Source organism: Allobosea sp., from assembly GCF_017308075.1.
Taxonomy (GTDB): Bacteria; Pseudomonadota; Alphaproteobacteria; order Rhizobiales; family Beijerinckiaceae; genus Allobosea.
In genome coordinates this window covers 1-16,695 of the sequence record NZ_JAFKFX010000006.1, presented here as the reverse complement: position 1 = coordinate 16,695, position 16,695 = coordinate 1, and the positions used below count along the sequence as shown (strand labels likewise).

Genomic DNA, 16,695 nt, shown 5'->3' with positions numbered 1-16,695 from the left:
CCTCGCTCGGCTACAAGCCGCCAGCACCGGTCGCTGTGGTCTGGCCGGCTGCGCAAACCCAACCCGCTTCGCCGGCCATCTCAACCGTGGCCGCCAAGCCCACCATGCACTAGATTAGAACCGGGCCACCTAACGGGGGCGGGCCAGTTCGGTCAGGAGCCGGGCGGCCATCTCGTGCAATGTGATGTCCCGCCGCTTCTCGATCAGCCCCACGATGAAGGCTTCATGCGCGTCAAGGCTTGAGCCGCGTCGTCGGCCTTGCGGGCGGGCCGTCCGCTCGCCCGCCTTGGCTCGGGCAACCCATCGGATCGCGGTCGAAACCCCGATGCCGAACCGGGACGCTGCCTGCCGCGCTGACAGGCCGTTCGTCGAAGCCTTCAAAACACGAATGCGAAGATCGTCACTCAGAGCTCGCGCCATTCTTCACCTCCTTCAACAGGGAGGTTGAATCAGCACGACCCGAGCTCGTCACATCACAATCGATTCAACGTTCGGCGGAAACGCTCTAGATCGCCGCGCGTCCGTTCGGACGCGGTCACGGTGATCTATCTCAGTGTTACCGCATCGGAGTTTTCCGAAAAGTGGAGTCCACTTTTCGGTCCGATGCTATAGGGCGGCTGCCTCAGTACCGGTTGCGCTGGGTCGCGTCGTCGATCGCTGTCAGCCCGGAGAGCGCCTGCGACGAGCGGTTGACCTTGTAGAGTGCGCGAAACACCCGGCGCGCATCCTCGTAGCGCCGGGCGTTGAAATAGGACCAGCCGCGCATCAGCATCAGGTCGGTGGTCTCCGGGGCGTATTTGGCGCGCTCCTCCAAGGTGAGCAGCGCGGCGTTGAAGTTCTTGGCGTCGTACTGCGCGTAGAAGCGCTCGGACAGGAGCAAAGCGGAAAGCTCGCGGCGGCGCGCAGGGGGCAGCGCGGCCGAGGTTGCTGCGGCTGTCGCTTCGTTCGTCAACCCTTGCTGGAGCGCGGCATAGGCCTTGCCGGCGGCCGCATCGGCCACCACCTGGCCGTCGCCTGTGCGCATCGCTGCCTCGAAGGCCTGCATCGCCGATGCCGGGCGCTTGAGATTGAGCAGGCACCAGCCGCGCGCCAGCGCGGCAGCGCCGGAGCTGCCGCTGCCGCAACTGCCACCACGGACCGGGCGCGCCGCCTCACGCAGCGCGGGGGGACGTTCGGCAGGCAGGTAAGTATCGACCGGTGCAGGTTCTGTTGTCAGGCGCCGCGCTGCCGTCGGAGGCCGGGGGGAGGCTTCGGGTGCCTGCGCCCGCGGCATGCGCTCCACAGCAACGGGCTCCGGCGTGGCCGGCCTGATCCCGGTCTCGCGCGGCGGGGCCTCGCGAGCCGAGAGGTGGCGCCGGCGCGGGTCCAGAATATCGGCGATGCGCTGCGAACGCCCACGCCATTCGGCGATGATGGCACGCAGACCCGCCACGTCGCGCAGCCTCTGGCGCGCCAGAGCCAGACCGAAGGCGGCGGGCTCATGCTCGCGATCCCAGGCCAGGGCGGTTTCGAACCAGTGCTCGGCCGGTACGGTCTGGCCGGAATTATAGGCATACCAGCCGAGCGCGGCGGCGCCGAGCGCGTAACGGTCGGCGCTGACCGTCTTGACGATCCGCTCCAGCACGACCGCTTCCAAGCGCGGTGGCGGCTCCTGCGTCAGCAACGCCGTCAGGGCGTCGAGATAGGCCTTGCGGTTGGCCGGGCCTGCCTCCAGCCATTGCGAACCGAGGGCCTCGGCTTCCTGGTATTTGCCGTTGGCTGCGAAGGCGAGTACGGCGCCCTCCGCCGCTTTGGCGCCGCCATTGCGGGTGAGCGCCATCCGGAACCAGTCGGACGCCTTGGCCGGCTCGCCATGGTGCAGGGCGTAGAAGCCGAGCAGGATCGGGTCGTCCGGCGTCGTCGCGGCGTTGGCGAGTACCTCCAGCCGGCGCAGATCGTCGGCGCTGACGGTGAGCTTCGGGTCTTCCGCCGCCCGGCCGATGCGGCGGCGGGCCAGTTCGTCACGGATGCTGGCGAATTCGTTCTGCCGTTCCAGCGCCATCAGGGCGTTGACCTGCTCGTCCTGCAGGGTCGAGAGCGCCTTCTGCATCGTCCCGAGCCGCTCCTCCGCCTTCTCGCAATTGGCGAGGATGTAGGAATAGGCGTCGCGTGCCCGGTCCCTGCGCTCGGTCTGGACGAAGGCTTCGGCAACGCGCCAGAGCGCATCGACATTGGCGCAGGTGAGCAGGGCAGGCGTCTCGGTGCCGATCCTGATGACCTGTTCCCACTGCCGGGCATTGGAGGCGTTGACCAGGCGCTGGGCGGCCTCGGCCTGGTCGAGCTGCTGGACGAGGTCCGCCGGCGGGCTCCAGCCGGTTTCCTTGGTGCTGCGCCCGGCGATGGCAGCGCGGACTTCGCTCAGCTTGCCTTCGGCAAAGAGCTTCCACATCCGCTCGAGTTCGGGGTCTCCGGCCGGGATCGGCGTATTGAGGTCGGTCGGCGGCTTCCACTGCGGATAGAGTGCACGCAGCCTCGCGAGCTCCGCCTCGAAGCGGCGCGTGTCGCCCTGGCTGGCGAAATAACGCAGCGCGCTTTCGTCGACGGGCGGAGCCGGTTGGGCCTGACGCTGCCCGGCCGGCAGATTGGCAGGCGGCGGGGCCTGGGCGAGCTCCGGCTTGATCTCGGCCCTCTCGGCCATGGGCTGGTCCAGCGTGAAAGCACTCGGCGTGCCTGGCTTGGGCGCCGGCGGCAGCTCGCCTCCTTGTCCGAAGCGACCGAGACCGTAGAAGATGGCCCCCGATGCGACGGCAGCCAGCAGGATCGACTTCACATGCATCGCTGATACCTCTCGCTCAGCATCGCCAGCGTGAGCAGATGCAGGGTTGAGGGGTAGTAGGCCGTCGGCACGAAGGATTTCAGCTCTTGCGGGATCGCGGTGCCGTCGGCCGCGCAGGCCAGCGCGGCTACGAGGATCCGGTAGCCGGGATCCGAGAGCTGTTCGACTGCCTGCTTGCTGCGGACGTCGACGATGGCGGGCCCGTTCGCCCAGGCCGCGCGGAATGGCGCGAGGCGCCCCGGTTCGCCGAGGCCGGCCCGCAGCAGATAGAGCGGGACACGCATGGCATTGTAGCCGAATTGCGCGGGGAAGCCGTCGGCCGGTCGAGGCTCGGCCTTGACCGACATCCATTCGGGTGCGGGCATGTTCGCCTTGGCGAGCGTGTCGAGCAGCTTCAGCCCGGTCGCCTGGACCTTGAGCCAGCCATTGTCGCCGGTGAGACGCGCCATCACCGGCAGTGCCTCGAAGACCCAGTAGGAGGGGTTGATCACCGGTCCGTCGGCTCGGTCCTTCTCCGAGAAGCCGGTGACGGCCGGCATCAGCCAGGTTTCGCTGCCGCGTTTCAGGAAGGTGGCCTTGGCGATGTTGCGGGCCAGTTGGCGGGCGGCGTTGGTGTAGCCGGGCATCGCCCAGGCCGAACCGGCACAGTTCAGCGCATAGGCGATCAGCAGATCGCCATCGGTGGCGTTGTTGATGTCGGTGACGCGCGGCGTCGCCTTCGGGTCCCAGCGCCAGGCCGCGAGCCCGTCGTCGCGGATCAGCAGCTCCGTGCGCGTGAAGGCGAGGATGCGGGCAAAGCTCGTGCGGTCGCCGGCGAGGCAGGCGAGCAGCAGGCCGTAGCCCTGGCTCTCGCTATGGCTGATCGCGCCGTTGAGGTCGTCGACGACGCGCCCGTCCGGCATGACGAATTTCTGCCGATAGAGCTCCCAGGCTTCGAGCGGCAGGGTCGCCTGCGCTGCGGGTGCAAAGGCGAGCATCGCCGCGGCGACGGCTCCGAGCAGCCTTTTCATCGGGTTCCGTCTCATGGCTTCTGGCCCAGACGGCCGAGCATCAGCGAGGTCGAGATGCCGAGCGCGATGCAGGCGCCGAGCAGGGCCAGCGCATAAACGCCGATATTGCTCGACAGCCAATTGGCGAGGACCAGGCGCATATTCGCCAGCGAGAAGCTGCGCGTCATCACCATGGAGGTTTGGCTCGGCTCGACGACGTGGACATCCTGGCTGCCCCGGAAGGCGGTGACCTGCCCGGCGAGCTTGGCCCAGTTGCCGGGCGTGACGATGCGCGAGACCGTCGCTTCCAGCGTTTCCTCGCGGCGCGCGACGAAGGCAGTCCAGACCTGCCGGCTCGCCGGGTCAACGGCCTGCGCGGCGATCATATCGGTGCCATCGGCCGGCTCGTAGAGCCCGCCTCCGGAGGACGGGATGCGCAACTGGGCGAAGGAGAGATGGAAGGTCCTCTGCAGCCATTGGTCGAAGGCGACGAAATAGCGGGCCAGGGGCCCGCCGAGCGAGCTGCGCCAGCGATCGCGCAGTGCGTCCGTCGTCGGTTCCGCCTGCTCCTGCGGACCCGGTGCCTTCTGACCTTGGAAGCGGTTGATGACCGCGTCGAAGATCGCCCCGGCGTCGTTCTCGGGCGCGATCAGCACGGTGTCGGCGCGTGTCGGCCAGGTCGTGCGAACGTTTTCCGCGACCCCGACGCGCGGCAGAATACCCTGCGGCAGCTGGCCGGCGGCGCCGACGATCAGGGCCGGCTGATCGTCGGTGGTCGCGACGGTGGCGAGGGCGTCCACGGCCAGCGGCCTGGCCGCACGCTGGGCGATGCGCGCAACCAAGGTCGCCGCCGCACCGTAATTGGCCGTGTCGTGGCGGCCCAGGATGAGCGGGATGCGCGTCGCCAGCGAATAGGGGAAGCCGGTTCCGGCGACCGCCGCGAGATTGGGCTGCACGCCGATCTTGGCGAAGTCCGGGAAGGAGAGGGTCGAGGTGTCGAACAGCGCGAAGCGGCTCCGGCCGGGCAAGGTCGCGCCTGGTCCGCAGGCCTGGTCGGAATGGGTCAGCGTCACCGCCTCGAGCCAGATCTCGTTGATCCCCGGCCTGAAATGCCGCAACGGCACCGTGATCGGAAACTGCTGGAGCAGCCCGCCGGAGGTCGCGTTGAAGGGCACTGTCGCCGCGACATTGCCGTTGACGAAGATCTCGAGATGGCTGCCTCCGGGCAGCACATCGGCCGCATAGGCCGCATCGAGATAGAGCGTCGCCTCGCCATAGGCGTTTGCATAGGAATCGCCGGGAAAGGCGACGACGGCGCGTGTGCGCAGCCGGCGGCCGGAGGATTCCTGGCTTGCGATGCCGAGCTCGGAAAAGCGCAAGGCGCGGGCCTCGGACAGGAAGGGCGCGTTCGGCAGATGCCAGCTCGACGTGTCCATCAGCTGTCGGTTGACATTGGTCGGCCGCGAGACGGGCGCCGTGAGCAGGGTCGCGACGACGTTCTCGATGTCCGGCCAGCTCGCGCCGGTGACCAGCAGAGTCGACGGGCCGAGGCGGGCGTCCGACACGAAGCCGACGAAGCTGCGTGCCTTGGCCTCCTCGGGAACCTGCGTCAGGAGATCGGGCAGTTCCGCGGTCGTCGCAAGGACGACGGTCAGCGTGCCCGGCCTCGCCCGGCCGGGCGCCCGTTCGGAGACCTGCACCACCGCCTGGCCGTAGCGTCCGCGCAATGCGGTGGCCTGCGAGACCGCGAAGATCATGTTCGCCGCCGCAGCGCTCGAAGCCCCCGGGGCGACGATGCGGATGGTGGTCTGACCGTTCTCGTCGGTGCCGATCGCCGGCAGGTCGTCGATGCTGCGCAGGCGCAATTCCGTCGCACTCGGCGAGCGGAAGTTGAGCTTGGTGCCGGCACCGTCGATACGGGTCCAGAGTTCATAGGTCGACGCGACCGAGCAATCCGTGCGGTGACGCTGGATCGCCTCGAAGCGGATCGTGTTCTGACCAGGACGGAGCAGGCCCTTGCGCAGATTGGTCGAAAGGCGCGCCAGGCGGTCCGAGGAGGCGACCGGCGTTTCGAGCACCCGCTCGCCATTGATCCGTACCGTCAGGCGCGAGGCTTCCGGCATGACGACGAGCGCATTCTGAAAGGCGACGTCGAGCGCGAGGTCCGAGTTCGCCTCGTCCTGGGTCAGATAGAAGGCCCAGTTGCGCGTGTCGGCCTCGCCTTCCAGCGTCACCCGTGCCGCCGGCAGGAGCGGCTTGAAGCCGAATCCCCCGGCGGAAGGTAGGGCGGTGCTCGGCATCGCGGCCGTCGGCGCGGGCGTGATCGGCGTGGGGGCAGGGGCCGTCGGCGCGGCGCCGGCCGGAGCCGGCGGTGCGATCATGAACGGCGCCGGGGCACCACCCGGCGCGCTCGGCTGCTGGGCGAGGACGGGAAGCGTCGTGGTCGCCAGGGCGATGGCCAGGGCGCGCAACAACCGGGGCGGATGGAACGCCGTCATTCCGCGGCGCTCGGCTTGCTGGCGACCTTGCCCAGCCGATAGAGGCCCATGAAATAGGACAGGCCACGGCTGGTCTGGAACAGCGCGATCCGGAGGAAGCGCGTCGTACCGCGGACGACGCCGATATTGTTGCGCCGCGCCTTCTGGAAGCGGCTCCAGCGCTCGGCATCGGAGAAGGCGAGATCGGCGATCATCCGGCTGTGCAAGGGTTCGGATGGCTCGTAGCGGCAGCCGAGCATCAGCCCCTCTGCCTCCTGCTCGATGCGCTTGATCCGGATCGGCAGCGTGCCGCTGGGCATGGCGAGGCTGGTTTCGAACGAGATCAGCGCCTGGTCGCCGATCACGGGCTTGCTGCCGATCGACGTCCCGCCGATGCGGATCGCGATGCCGTCGACCGAGGCGTTCTCGGTGACCATCGGCATTTTCTCGCCGTTCAGCGCCATCTCGCCACGGCGTTTGACGGCGAAACGGCGGGCGGCGCGGCCCTCCGGCCGTTCCGAGACGACGCCGAGCGCGCAGCCGGCCATCAGCAGGTTCATGATGTTCCACAGGCCGACGACCAGCGTCGTGTCGGCATTGTAGGGCTCGGCGATGGTCCGCCAGTACTGCGCGACCACCCCCAGCGCCAGGATGATGAAGATGATCAGGAACGGCATGCCGAGCTCGGAAACGCGGCGCGTCTCGAGGGATTCGTTCTTGGCGGTGACCTTGAAGGTCGGTTTGCTGGGGTTGAGCAGGACCGAGATCACGGCCGGCAGCAGATACAGCGACTGGATGAACTCGTAGAGCTCGGAGATCCATGGCCAGCGATAGCGGCCATAGAGATAGTTCTGCATCATCAGGTTCACGACCATATAGCCGACGATGTAGGCGATGAACTCGCCACCGGTCGCGACGAAGATCTCGAGCCCGAAGAACAGATAGAACAGCGGCGCGATCAGGAAGATCATCCGCGCGAACGGGAACAGCCAGAACAGCGCCGTCGACGTGTAGCAAAGGCGCTGCGGCAGAGAGAGGCCTCGCTTCAGCAATGGCCGGTGATAGAGCAGGATCTGCATCATCCCCTGGGCCCAGCGCGAACGCTGGCCGATGAAGCTGGCGAAGGTCGCCGGCTGGAGTCCGGCGATCAGCGGCTTGTCGACATAGACGCTGTTCCAGCCGGCGGCATGCAGGGTGATCGCGGTTTCGGCGTCTTCGGTGATCGAGCGTCCGGAGAAACCGTTCGTCGTCAGCAGCGCCTTGCGGCTCAGCACCGCGGCCGAGCCGCAGAAGAAGGAGGCGTTCCACTTGTCGAGGCCGCGCTGGATGATGCCGTAGAACATCTCGTTCTCCGACGGCATTTCCTTGAACGTCCGCAGATTGCGCTCGAGCGGGTCGGGGTTGATGAAGAAATGCGGCGTCTGGACCAGGAAGAGCTTGGGGTCGCGGGCGAAGAAGCCGACGGTCTCGGTCAGGAAGCTGCGCGCCGGGGCATGGTCGGCGTCGAAGACGACGATCAGCTCGCCCTGCGAATGGGCGATGCCGTTATTGAGGTTCCCGGCCTTGGCGCTGAGATTGCGTTCGCGCGTCAGATAGGTGACCCCCAGCCCAGTGCAGAGCTTCTGGAGCGTCGCGCGCCGCTGCTTGGCGGCATTGGCGGCGGCGAAATTGTCGGAGTTGCACTTCTCGTCGGTGCCGCCATCGTCGAGCAGATAGACCTGAAGCTTGCCGGCCGGGTAGTCCATCGCGAGCGCCGCCGAGAGCGTCGTCGCCAAGAGATCGGCGTCCTCGTTGTAGGACGGCACGAAGACGTCGACGGTCGGCGCGTTCTTCAGGTCGATCGGCGGCGTTTCGCGGCGCGGCAGCGGCATCGCCACCACGAACAGGCTAAGGAACAGCATGCCGATATTGTAGAGTTCGGCGATGAAGAGGATGACGCCGGGGATGAAGTCCTCGATCTGGTTGACCGGCGGCAGCGTGCTCGTGGCGCGCCAATAGACATAGCGCAGCACGATCGCCGTCCCGAGGCCGAGCGCGATCAGCCGCCAGACGCCGAGCGGGCGCAGCAGCTTCAGCAGGATCATCGCGCCGACCAGGATGGTGCTGGCGATCAGATGGGCCTGGAGGCTGATCGGCAGCGCAATGAGCGCTGTGACCAGCGCTGCCGTGACGGCCCAGACGAAAACGTAAATCGCGGTTGGCATCGGTGACTTGGCGCTTCTTGCTCAGCGTACGGGTGGTGGTGGCACGGTCGGGTAGCCTTCCATCGGCCGGTCGGGAATCGCAGGTTCGGCTGGCGCAGCTTCGCGCGGCGGGCTCTGGCGCATGGGGCGCGCCTGGCGCGGCGCGCTGGTTCGCGGTGGCAGGACATCCTCGAAGGAGGGCTGCCGCACCGGATAGATCGGCGCGCCCGCCTCGCCCAGATTTGGCGTCGGTGAGGGCGAGGCGCCGACCGGATCCCAGCCGGTCCGGCCGAGCGAGGCGTTCAGCGAGTAGCCATAGGCCAGCCGCAGCAGCGCGGCCTCGCTGGCGCCCGGCTCGCAGATGCGGATCCGGATCGAGGCCGCTCCGGTCTTCGGCAAAAACAGGCTGTCGCCGCGCATCAGACGCTGCCAGACATAGATGCAGGCGTCGTTGCCGACGCCGCGTCCGTAGGCATAGCCGAACGGGCCGTATTTGTTCTGCACGAACAGCGCTGAGGTCGCCATTGCCACGCCGGGCAGGCGCTCCTCGATCTCGGCCGCGAGCACGTGGTCGTCGAGCCCGGGTTCCTTGAGCAGGTTTCCGGCGACGCCTTCGCTGTCGGGAACGTCGGCTGCGGTCAGGAACGCCACATGGATCGTGTTCTCGCCGGGCGTGCGGCCCCGCGTCGCGAGCGCGATCGTCTGGGCGATGGCGTTGTCGTAATGTCGCTGCGCGACGGCAATGGTCGGTGGTCCGCCCGGCGGCAGCGCTATCATCGCCCGGCTCGGGTCGACATTCACCGCGCGGCTCGAGAACACCAGCTCGGAATCGCTCAGCCGCTGTTCGCCGCAGCCGGCGATCAGCGCCGCCAAACCCGCCATCGTCACCAGCGTCGCCTGCCGGGAGCGCGATATCGCGCGCTTGTTGCAAAATCCGGTCGGCAGCTGCCGGGGGCCTGTCATTGTCGCGCGGAACGGTTGGTGCGGGCCGTCATGTCTTGACCATCGTTAACAATCGTTAAGGAGAACTTACTTGGCGCTGCGCGTTGAACGAGTGTCGGCCGAGAGCAAATCCATTGGGCCCAATACAATTGATTCGTGCTTCGCGGCCAACCCGTCGCTACTGTAATAAGATAATCGTGTCGTCCACCGACGATGGGTATTGCGTAGATTCTGTGGGCTGCGTCCGGCCTGACCACGTATGGCAAATGCCCGCCGGGGCCCTCTATCGGGTGCGCGCGCCGGCAGCGTCGCGGTCGGCGTGCCGAACTGACGGCCCCTGCGCCGGCGGGCGCTCGCGTCCCCGGCGGGTAACGGCGCCGGGCGAGAGGGCCGCCAGAAACCGTCGGGCTTGCAGCGAGGAAATAAAGCAAACCGGTACAGCGTCTTAATAGGTTTGGGACGCCCCGGCGAACGGCCTCCTGCCCGGGCCGTCTTCGGGTTTCGGCCGGAGGCGGCGGGCGAGCCCGACCTGTCGTGGATGCGTGAAAGCCGCGGCCGTTGCGTTTTATGCGTGCAGGCCGGCCATCGCGCCCCGTTTCCGTCACGCCCCTGTTGACGCCTTTCGTGGCGCATGCCTTGCTGGCGCCGCCGACTACTAAAAAAGGGGCAAAAAGCCTCGGTTTCGGAATGACTGACCGATGTCAGCAGAGGGGATCAGTGATGGACGAACATAAGTTGCGCGACCTGGTTGAGGGCGTGAAGGACGGTTCCGTTTCGCGACGCGCATTCATTCAGCGACTGGCTGCGGTCGGTGTTGCAGCTCCCTTCGCGTCGCAGATCCTGGCCTGGAACGACGTCGCGATGGCGCAGGCCTCTCTCGCCTACAAGCCGACCAAGGCCGGTGGCGGCGGGCCGCTCAAGATCCTGCTCTGGCAGGCACCGACACTGCTCAACCCGCATTTTGCCAGCGGCACCAAGGACCAGATCGCCGGGCGCATCTTCTTCGAGCCGCTGGCCGGTTGGGACAAGGAAGGCAATCTGACGCCGCAGCTCGCGGCCGAGGTTCCGACCCGGGCCAATGGCGGGCTCTCCGAAGACGGCAAGGTCGTGACCTGGAAGCTGAAGCAGGGCGTCAAATGGCATGACGGCAAGCCCTTCACCGCCGACGATGTCGTCTTCACCTGGGAATATGCCGCCGACCCGGCGACGGCCGCCTACACCACCGGCTCCTACAGCAACATCAAGGTCGAGAAGGTCGACGACCACACCGTCAAGGTGATCTTCAAGGAGCCGACGCCGTTCTGGGCCGATCCCTTCGTCGGCGTCGTCGGCCAGATCCTGCCGAAGCACCATTTCGGCGAGTACAAGGGCGCGAAGTCGCGCGAGGCGCCGGGCAATCTCAAGCCGGTCGGCACCGGCCCCTACAAATTCGTCGATTTCAAGCCGGGCGACATCCTGACCGGCGTGCGCAACGAGGACTACCACGTCAAGAACCAGCCGCATTTCGACACGATCGAGGTCAAGGGCGGCGGTGATGCCGTCTCGGCGGCCCGCGCCGTGCTCCAGACCGGCGAGTTCGATTATGCCTGGAACCTGCAGGTCGAAGACGAGATCTTGAAGCGCATGGAGACGGGCGGCCGCGGCAAGGTCAGCGCCGTCCCCTCCGGCGACATCGAGTTCATCATTCTCAACACCACCGATCCGTGGACTGAGGTCGATGGCGAGCGCTCCAGCATCAAGACCAAGCACCCGACGCTGTCCGACCCGAAGGTCCGCGAGGCGATCAACCTGCTGATCGATCGCGATTCGATCCAGAAGTTCATCTATGGCCGCGGCGGCACCGCCACGGCGAGCTGGGTCAACGAGCCAAAGCAGTTCAAGTCGACCAAGCTGAAATACGAGTTCAACATCGACAAGGCCAACAAGATCCTCGACGACGCCGGCTACAAGCGCGGCTCCGACGGCATCCGCGAAAAGGACGGCAAGAAGCTCAAATACGTCTACCAGACCTCGATCAACGCCCCACGCCAGAAGACGCAGGCGATCATCAAGCAGGCTTGCCAGAAGGCCGGTATCGACCTCGAGCTGAAATCTGTGACGGCGTCGGTGTTCTTCTCCTCGGACGTGGCGAACCCCGACACCTACACCAAGCTCTATTGCGACATGGAGATGTACACGACCACGCAGCCGCAGCCCGATCCCGAACGCTTCCTCAACCAGCTCACCTCCTGGGAAATCGCCTCCAAGGAGAACAAATGGCTGGGCCGGAACGTCTCGCGCTATTCGGATCCCGAGGCCGACAAGGCCTACAGGGCGGCGCAGAAGGAGCTCGACCCTGCCAAGCGCGCGGCGCTGCTGATCAAGGTCAACGAGATCTTCTGCGAAGCGCATGTCCTCCTGCCGCTGCTCTCGCGCAACCGGATGGCCGCCTCGGCGACCAATCTGATGCACGACCATTCCGGCTGGGACGTCGACACCTGGAACGTGGCCGCCTGGTATCGCAGCTGAGCCGAGGCTGGCGGCTCGCGGAGTCCTTCGCGAGCCGCCAGCCCGCTCCGGCGGCGTTCCATGCGGGCCGGTGCAGCGCGATGGCGAACCGCCATCGCCGCTAAGCCCGATTCATCTCGGCGATCCGCCCGTTTCACGGACCCTGTCTGATGGCGACCTATCTTTTCCGGCGACTGCTGATCGCTATTCCGAGCCTGCTCGGCATCAGCGTCATCCTCTTTACCGTACTGGCCCTTGCGCCCGGCGACCCCTTCGAGGAGCTGGCGACCAATCCCAATGTGCCGCCGGAAGTGCGGATGGCGCTGCGGGCCAAGTTCGGCATCGATGACCCCGTCATGGTGCGGTATTTCCGCTGGCTGACGGCCATGGCCCAGGGCGATTGGGGCTTCTCCTTCGCCAGCCGCATCGACGTCGACACGCTGATCCTGCAGCGCGTGCCGGTGACGCTTTTCGTCGTCGGTTCCTCGCAATTGCTGGCGCTCGCGATCGCGCTGCCGGTCGGGATCTACGCGGCGACGCGGCCCTATTCGATCTTCGACCAGATCGCCAACACACTGGCTTTCGTCGGCTTCTCGCTGCCGACCTTCTTCACCGGCCTGCTCTTCATCCTGTTGTTCTCGATCAAGCTCGACTGGTTGCCCTTCGTCTACCGATCCGACATATCCGCGACGGGCTGGCGCTGGTTCTGGGAGCATTTCCGCCAGGCGATCATGCCGATAACCGTGCTCGGCCTGTTCCAGGCTGCGTCCTATACCCGCTATGTCCGCTCGGCCGTGCTCGACGTGATCCGGCTCGACTACGTCACCACGGCCCGCGCCAAGGGCCTCGGCGAGACGACCGTCACCCTGCGCCATGTCACCCGCAACGCGCTGATCCCGGTGGTGACGCTCGTCGCCCTGCAGATGCCGGCGGTGTTCGGCGGCGCGATCGTGACCGAGCAGATCTTCCGCATTCCCGGGATCGGCTCGCTGCTGATCACGGCCATCCTGGCGAACGACACGCCGGTGATCATGGCGGTCACCTTCGTCTTCGCCTGCCTCGTCATCCTCTTCAACCTGATCGCGGACCTGCTCTATGGCTGGCTCGACCCTCGCATCTCCTTCCGCTGAGCCGGTGGCGGCCGTCCGCCCCGCCGCGCTCTCGCCCGGCCGCGAGACCTGGCGCCGTTTCCGGCGCCATCGCCTCGCCATGGTCAGCGCGGTCGTGCTCAGCCTGCTCATCCTCGGCGTCGTCGTCGGGCCATGGCTCTGGGCCGTGCCGATCAACGAGATCGATTTCTCGGCGCAGCTGCAGGGGCCCTCCTGGGCGCATCCTTTCGGAACCGACGATCTCGGCCAGGACCTGCTGGCCCGCATGATGTATGGCGGGCGCATCTCGCTCGCGGTCGGCCTCGCCGCCATGGTGGTGGCAACCGTGGTCGGGGTCATCGTCGGTGCCCTGGCCGGCATGTCGCGCCGCGGGCTCGACCCCTTCCTGATGTGGGTGACGGATCTCTTCCTGTCGCTGCCGCAGCTGCCGCTGCTGCTGCTGGTGATCTATCTCTTTCGCGAGCAGCTCAAGGCGGTGTTCGGCGTCGAGGGCGGCGTCTTCATCCTGATCGTGATCGTGATCGGCGGCCTGCGCTGGATGCCGGTGGCGCGGCTGGTCCGGGCCCAGTTCTTCTCGCTGCGCGAGAAGGAGTTCGTCGAGGCGGCGCGAGCGCAGGGCGCGACGAAGACGCGCCAGATGCTCGTCCACATCCTGCCCAATGCGATCGGCCCTGTCATCGTCGCCGCGACCATCGAGGTCTCCTCGGCGATCATCGCGGAATCGACGCTCTCCTTCCTCGGCCTCGGCTTCCCCCCGGACATCCCGACCTGGGGGCGCCTGCTCTTCGACGCCAAGGACCATCTCGATGTCGCGCCGCATTGGGCGATGTTCCCGGGCGCGGCGATCTTCCTGACCGTGCTCTCGATCAATTTCATCGGCGACGGCCTGCGCGACGCCCTCGATCCCCGCCGCGTCATCTGAAGCCGACCGGAAGGCGACCTCATGACTTCTCCCATTCTCTCCGTTTCCGGCCTGACGACCTCCTTCCGGGTCGAGGGGGCCTGGCGCTCGGTGGTCCGGGGCACCACTTTCGACATCGCCCCGAAGGAGACCGTGGCACTGGTCGGCGAGTCCGGCTCCGGCAAGAGCGTGAGCGCGCTCTCGATCATGCGCCTGACTCCGCCCGGCTCGAGCAAGATCGAAGGCAGCGTCAGGCTCTCGGGCAAGGAGCTGCTGACGCTGCCGGAGGCGAAGATGCGCGAGGTGCGCGGCAACGAGATCGCAATGATCTTCCAGGAGCCGATGACTTCGCTCAACCCGGTTCTGACCATCGGATTCCAGATCGCGGAGGCGCTGATGCTGCATCGCGGCCTGTCGCGCTCAGCCGCGGAGGCCGAGGTCGTCAGGCTTCTGGAGAAGGTGCGGATCCCGGCGGCCAAGGCGCGCTTCCACGACTATCCACACCGCTTCTCCGGCGGCATGCGCCAGCGCGTGATGATCGCGATGGCCTTGGCCTGCAAGCCGAAGCTCTTGATCGCCGACGAGCCGACCACCGCGCTCGACGTGACGATCCAGGCCCAGATCCTCGAGCTGATCAAGCTGCTGCAGGAGGAGGAGGGCATGTCCGTCCTCTTCATCACCCACGATATGGGTGTCGTCGCCGAAATCGCCGACCGGACCGTGGTGATGTATAATGGCGAGCAGGTCGAGACCGGCCGGACCGAGGAGATCTTCGCCAATCCGCAGAAGCCCTACACCAAGGCGCTGCTCTCGGCCGTGCCGCGGCTCGGCTCGATGGAGGGGCGCCGGCGGCCGATGCGTTTCCCGGTGGTCGACCGCAAGACAGGCCTCTCGGACGTGCCGGAAGAGACGGCCGATACCGTCGCCGCGAGCCAGCGGCCGGTGCTCGAAGTCGCCAATCTGACGACACGCTTCGAGATCCGCTCCGGGCTGCTCGGCAGCGTCTCAGGCCGGGTCCACGCAGTGGAGAACGTCTCCTTCAGCCTGCTCTCGGGCGAGACGCTGGCGCTGGTCGGCGAATCCGGTTGCGGCAAGTCGACGACCGGGCGCTCGGTCATGCGTCTGATCGAGCCGCTCTCCGGCTCGGTGCTGCTCGATGGCGAGGATGTGCTGAAACTCGACCAGAAGACGCTGCGCGAGCGCCGGGCGCGCATGCAGATGATCTTTCAGGATCCGTTCGCCAGCCTCAACCCGCGCATGACGGTCGGGACGGCCGTCGCCGAACCGCTGCTGATCAACAAGCTCGCCAATCGCCGGGAGGCGCAGGACAAGGTCGCCGATCTGCTCGAGCGCGTCGGACTCCAGCCCGACATGGCGAGCCGCTTCCCGCATGAATTCTCCGGCGGCCAGCGTCAGCGCATCGCGATCGCCCGCGCCCTCGCGGTCGAGCCGCGCCTCGTCGTCGCCGACGAGGCCGTCTCGGCGCTCGACGTCTCCGTGAAGGCGCAGGTGATCAACCTGATGCTCGAACTGCAGGAGCGGATGAAACTCGCCTATCTCTTCATCTCGCACGACATGGCCGTGGTCGAGCGGGTCAGCCACCGCGTCGCGGTGATGTATCTCGGCGAGATCGTCGAGATCGGCCCGCGCGAGGCGATCTTCGGCAATCCCCAGCATCCCTATACAAGGCGCCTGCTCGCCGCCGTGCCGGTCGCCGATCCCGCCCGCCGCCACGAGAAGCGACCGGTCTCGAACGACGAGATCAGGAGCCCCGTCCGCCCACCCGACTATGTCCCGCCGGCCCGGCAATATCGCGAGGTCTCGCCTGGCCACGCCGTGATGATCTGGGGCGAGGAATGGGAGAAGCCGGAGGCGAGGGCCTCGGCAGCGTGAGAGGAAACCGTTGGCGGAGGGAGCTGCCGGGCGAGATGTGCGGATCTGCCGAATTGCTGCCGAGCATATCTGGGCTCGGCAGCACCGCCGCGGCCAAGCTTGCGTTGATTATCTGATTATCGTTGTATTTCAGTCGTTTGATCCGGATTGTCCATGCCGCTCGACGATGCGCATGTGAATTCGGTCTTATTGGCCGCGGCTGTCTTCGTGTTGCCGCCTGCGCGGCTGGGTCGAACCCGGCGGCCGTCGCGAGCGTGCCGCCCTTTGCTGGGTGAGGGCTCAGGTCCGTTGGGAAATGCGCGGATGCGGACAATGCTAAGCAAATCGGCGCCATTCATTTTACCGGGCAGCCGCACAATGCACCTCGCATAGAGGAGCATATGATGATTCTTCCGGTACTCGGCGTTTTCAGCTTCATAGCCTTGGGATATGCGCTCTACCTCGCGTCCGCACCGGACAAGGAGACGACGCAGCCCAAGCCGCTGATCAACTGAGAAGGCGCGCGCCAGCCGGAACCGGCTGTTTCGGTCCGGACGACCTGGACGCCGCTCCATCATCATCCTGTCGGGCAGGGCCTCGCGCCGTTCGCAGCGACCGCAGCGCCCTTGTTCGATGCCCGGGCTATGCCGCCCGGAAAGCGCGTCGTTTCCGCCGCGATGCCGGCGGAGGACGTCTTGGCAAACACCGGGGAGCGGTCCGGAAGAAGCGAAGCGCCTCTTCGGCCGCTTCCGACACAACAAGCTCCGAAAGGACGCTAGAGCCTCGGACGTTTAATCGGATGCATATCCGGCATGTCTGAAGAGGTTTCTGGATTCGGCCGGGGTGACGAGGTTGCAGATGTCTCCGGCGGCCTGCCAGAGCGCGTCGAAGGTTCTAGCCGCAGAGCGCCTGAGATGGGC

At 66.7% G+C, this 16,695-nt stretch carries 9 protein-coding genes and 1 pseudogene; 4 read left to right on the top strand and 6 right to left on the bottom strand.

Going from position 1 to position 16,695, the window contains the following annotated elements:
- Window positions 1–147: 147 nt before the first annotated feature.
- The 6 genes and pseudogenes from J0J10_RS00290 to bcsN all read right to left on the bottom strand — a co-directional run.
- Window positions 148–420, bottom strand: a pseudogene (locus J0J10_RS00290) (helix-turn-helix domain-containing protein); the annotation flags it as partial.
- A 202-nt stretch (window positions 421–622) separates the two neighbouring features.
- Window positions 623–2,815 (bottom strand): hypothetical protein, encoded by a 2,193-nt coding sequence (locus tag J0J10_RS00285; RefSeq protein WP_291644322.1) that lies wholly within the window; start codon window positions 2,813–2,815, stop codon window positions 623–625.
- Window positions 2,806–3,825 (bottom strand): glycosyl hydrolase family 8, encoded by a 1,020-nt coding sequence (locus J0J10_RS00280; protein ID WP_291644320.1) that lies wholly within the window; start codon window positions 3,823–3,825, stop codon window positions 2,806–2,808. The genes J0J10_RS00285 and J0J10_RS00280 overlap by 10 nt, the downstream gene beginning before the upstream one ends.
- 11 nt (window positions 3,826–3,836) lie before the next feature.
- Complete coding sequence (locus J0J10_RS00275; protein ID WP_291644318.1) at window positions 3,837–6,302, bottom strand: cellulose biosynthesis cyclic di-GMP-binding regulatory protein BcsB; 2,466 nt, start codon at window positions 6,300–6,302, stop codon at window positions 3,837–3,839.
- Window positions 6,299–8,485 (bottom strand): UDP-forming cellulose synthase catalytic subunit, encoded by a 2,187-nt coding sequence (bcsA, locus tag J0J10_RS00270; RefSeq protein WP_291644317.1) that lies wholly within the window; start codon window positions 8,483–8,485, stop codon window positions 6,299–6,301. The genes J0J10_RS00275 and bcsA overlap by 4 nt, the downstream gene beginning before the upstream one ends.
- 21 nt (window positions 8,486–8,506) lie before the next feature.
- Window positions 8,507–9,346 carry a cellulose biosynthesis protein BcsN gene (gene bcsN / locus J0J10_RS00265; protein WP_291644325.1) on the bottom strand — a complete coding sequence of 280 codons (840 nt, stop codon included), beginning with the start codon at window positions 9,344–9,346 and terminating at the stop codon, window positions 8,507–8,509.
- A gap of 780 nt (window positions 9,347–10,126) precedes the next feature.
- Here bcsN and J0J10_RS00260 point away from each other — a divergent pair.
- From J0J10_RS00260 to J0J10_RS00245, 4 genes are all read left to right on the top strand, one after another.
- Complete coding sequence (locus tag J0J10_RS00260; protein ID WP_291644315.1) at window positions 10,127–11,914, top strand: peptide ABC transporter substrate-binding protein; 1,788 nt, start codon at window positions 10,127–10,129, stop codon at window positions 11,912–11,914.
- A gap of 149 nt (window positions 11,915–12,063) precedes the next feature.
- Window positions 12,064–13,023 carry an ABC transporter permease gene (locus J0J10_RS00255; protein WP_291644312.1) on the top strand — a complete coding sequence of 320 codons (960 nt, stop codon included), beginning with the start codon at window positions 12,064–12,066 and terminating at the stop codon, window positions 13,021–13,023.
- Entirely contained in the window at window positions 12,989–13,924 is a 936-nt protein-coding gene (locus J0J10_RS00250) for an ABC transporter permease (protein WP_291637011.1), read from the top strand. Before J0J10_RS00255 ends, J0J10_RS00250 begins: the two co-directional genes overlap by 35 nt.
- A gap of 21 nt (window positions 13,925–13,945) precedes the next feature.
- Entirely contained in the window at window positions 13,946–15,796 is a 1,851-nt protein-coding gene (locus J0J10_RS00245) for an ABC transporter ATP-binding protein (RefSeq protein ID WP_291644311.1), read from the top strand.
- The last annotated feature ends 899 nt before the right edge of the window (window positions 15,797–16,695 follow it).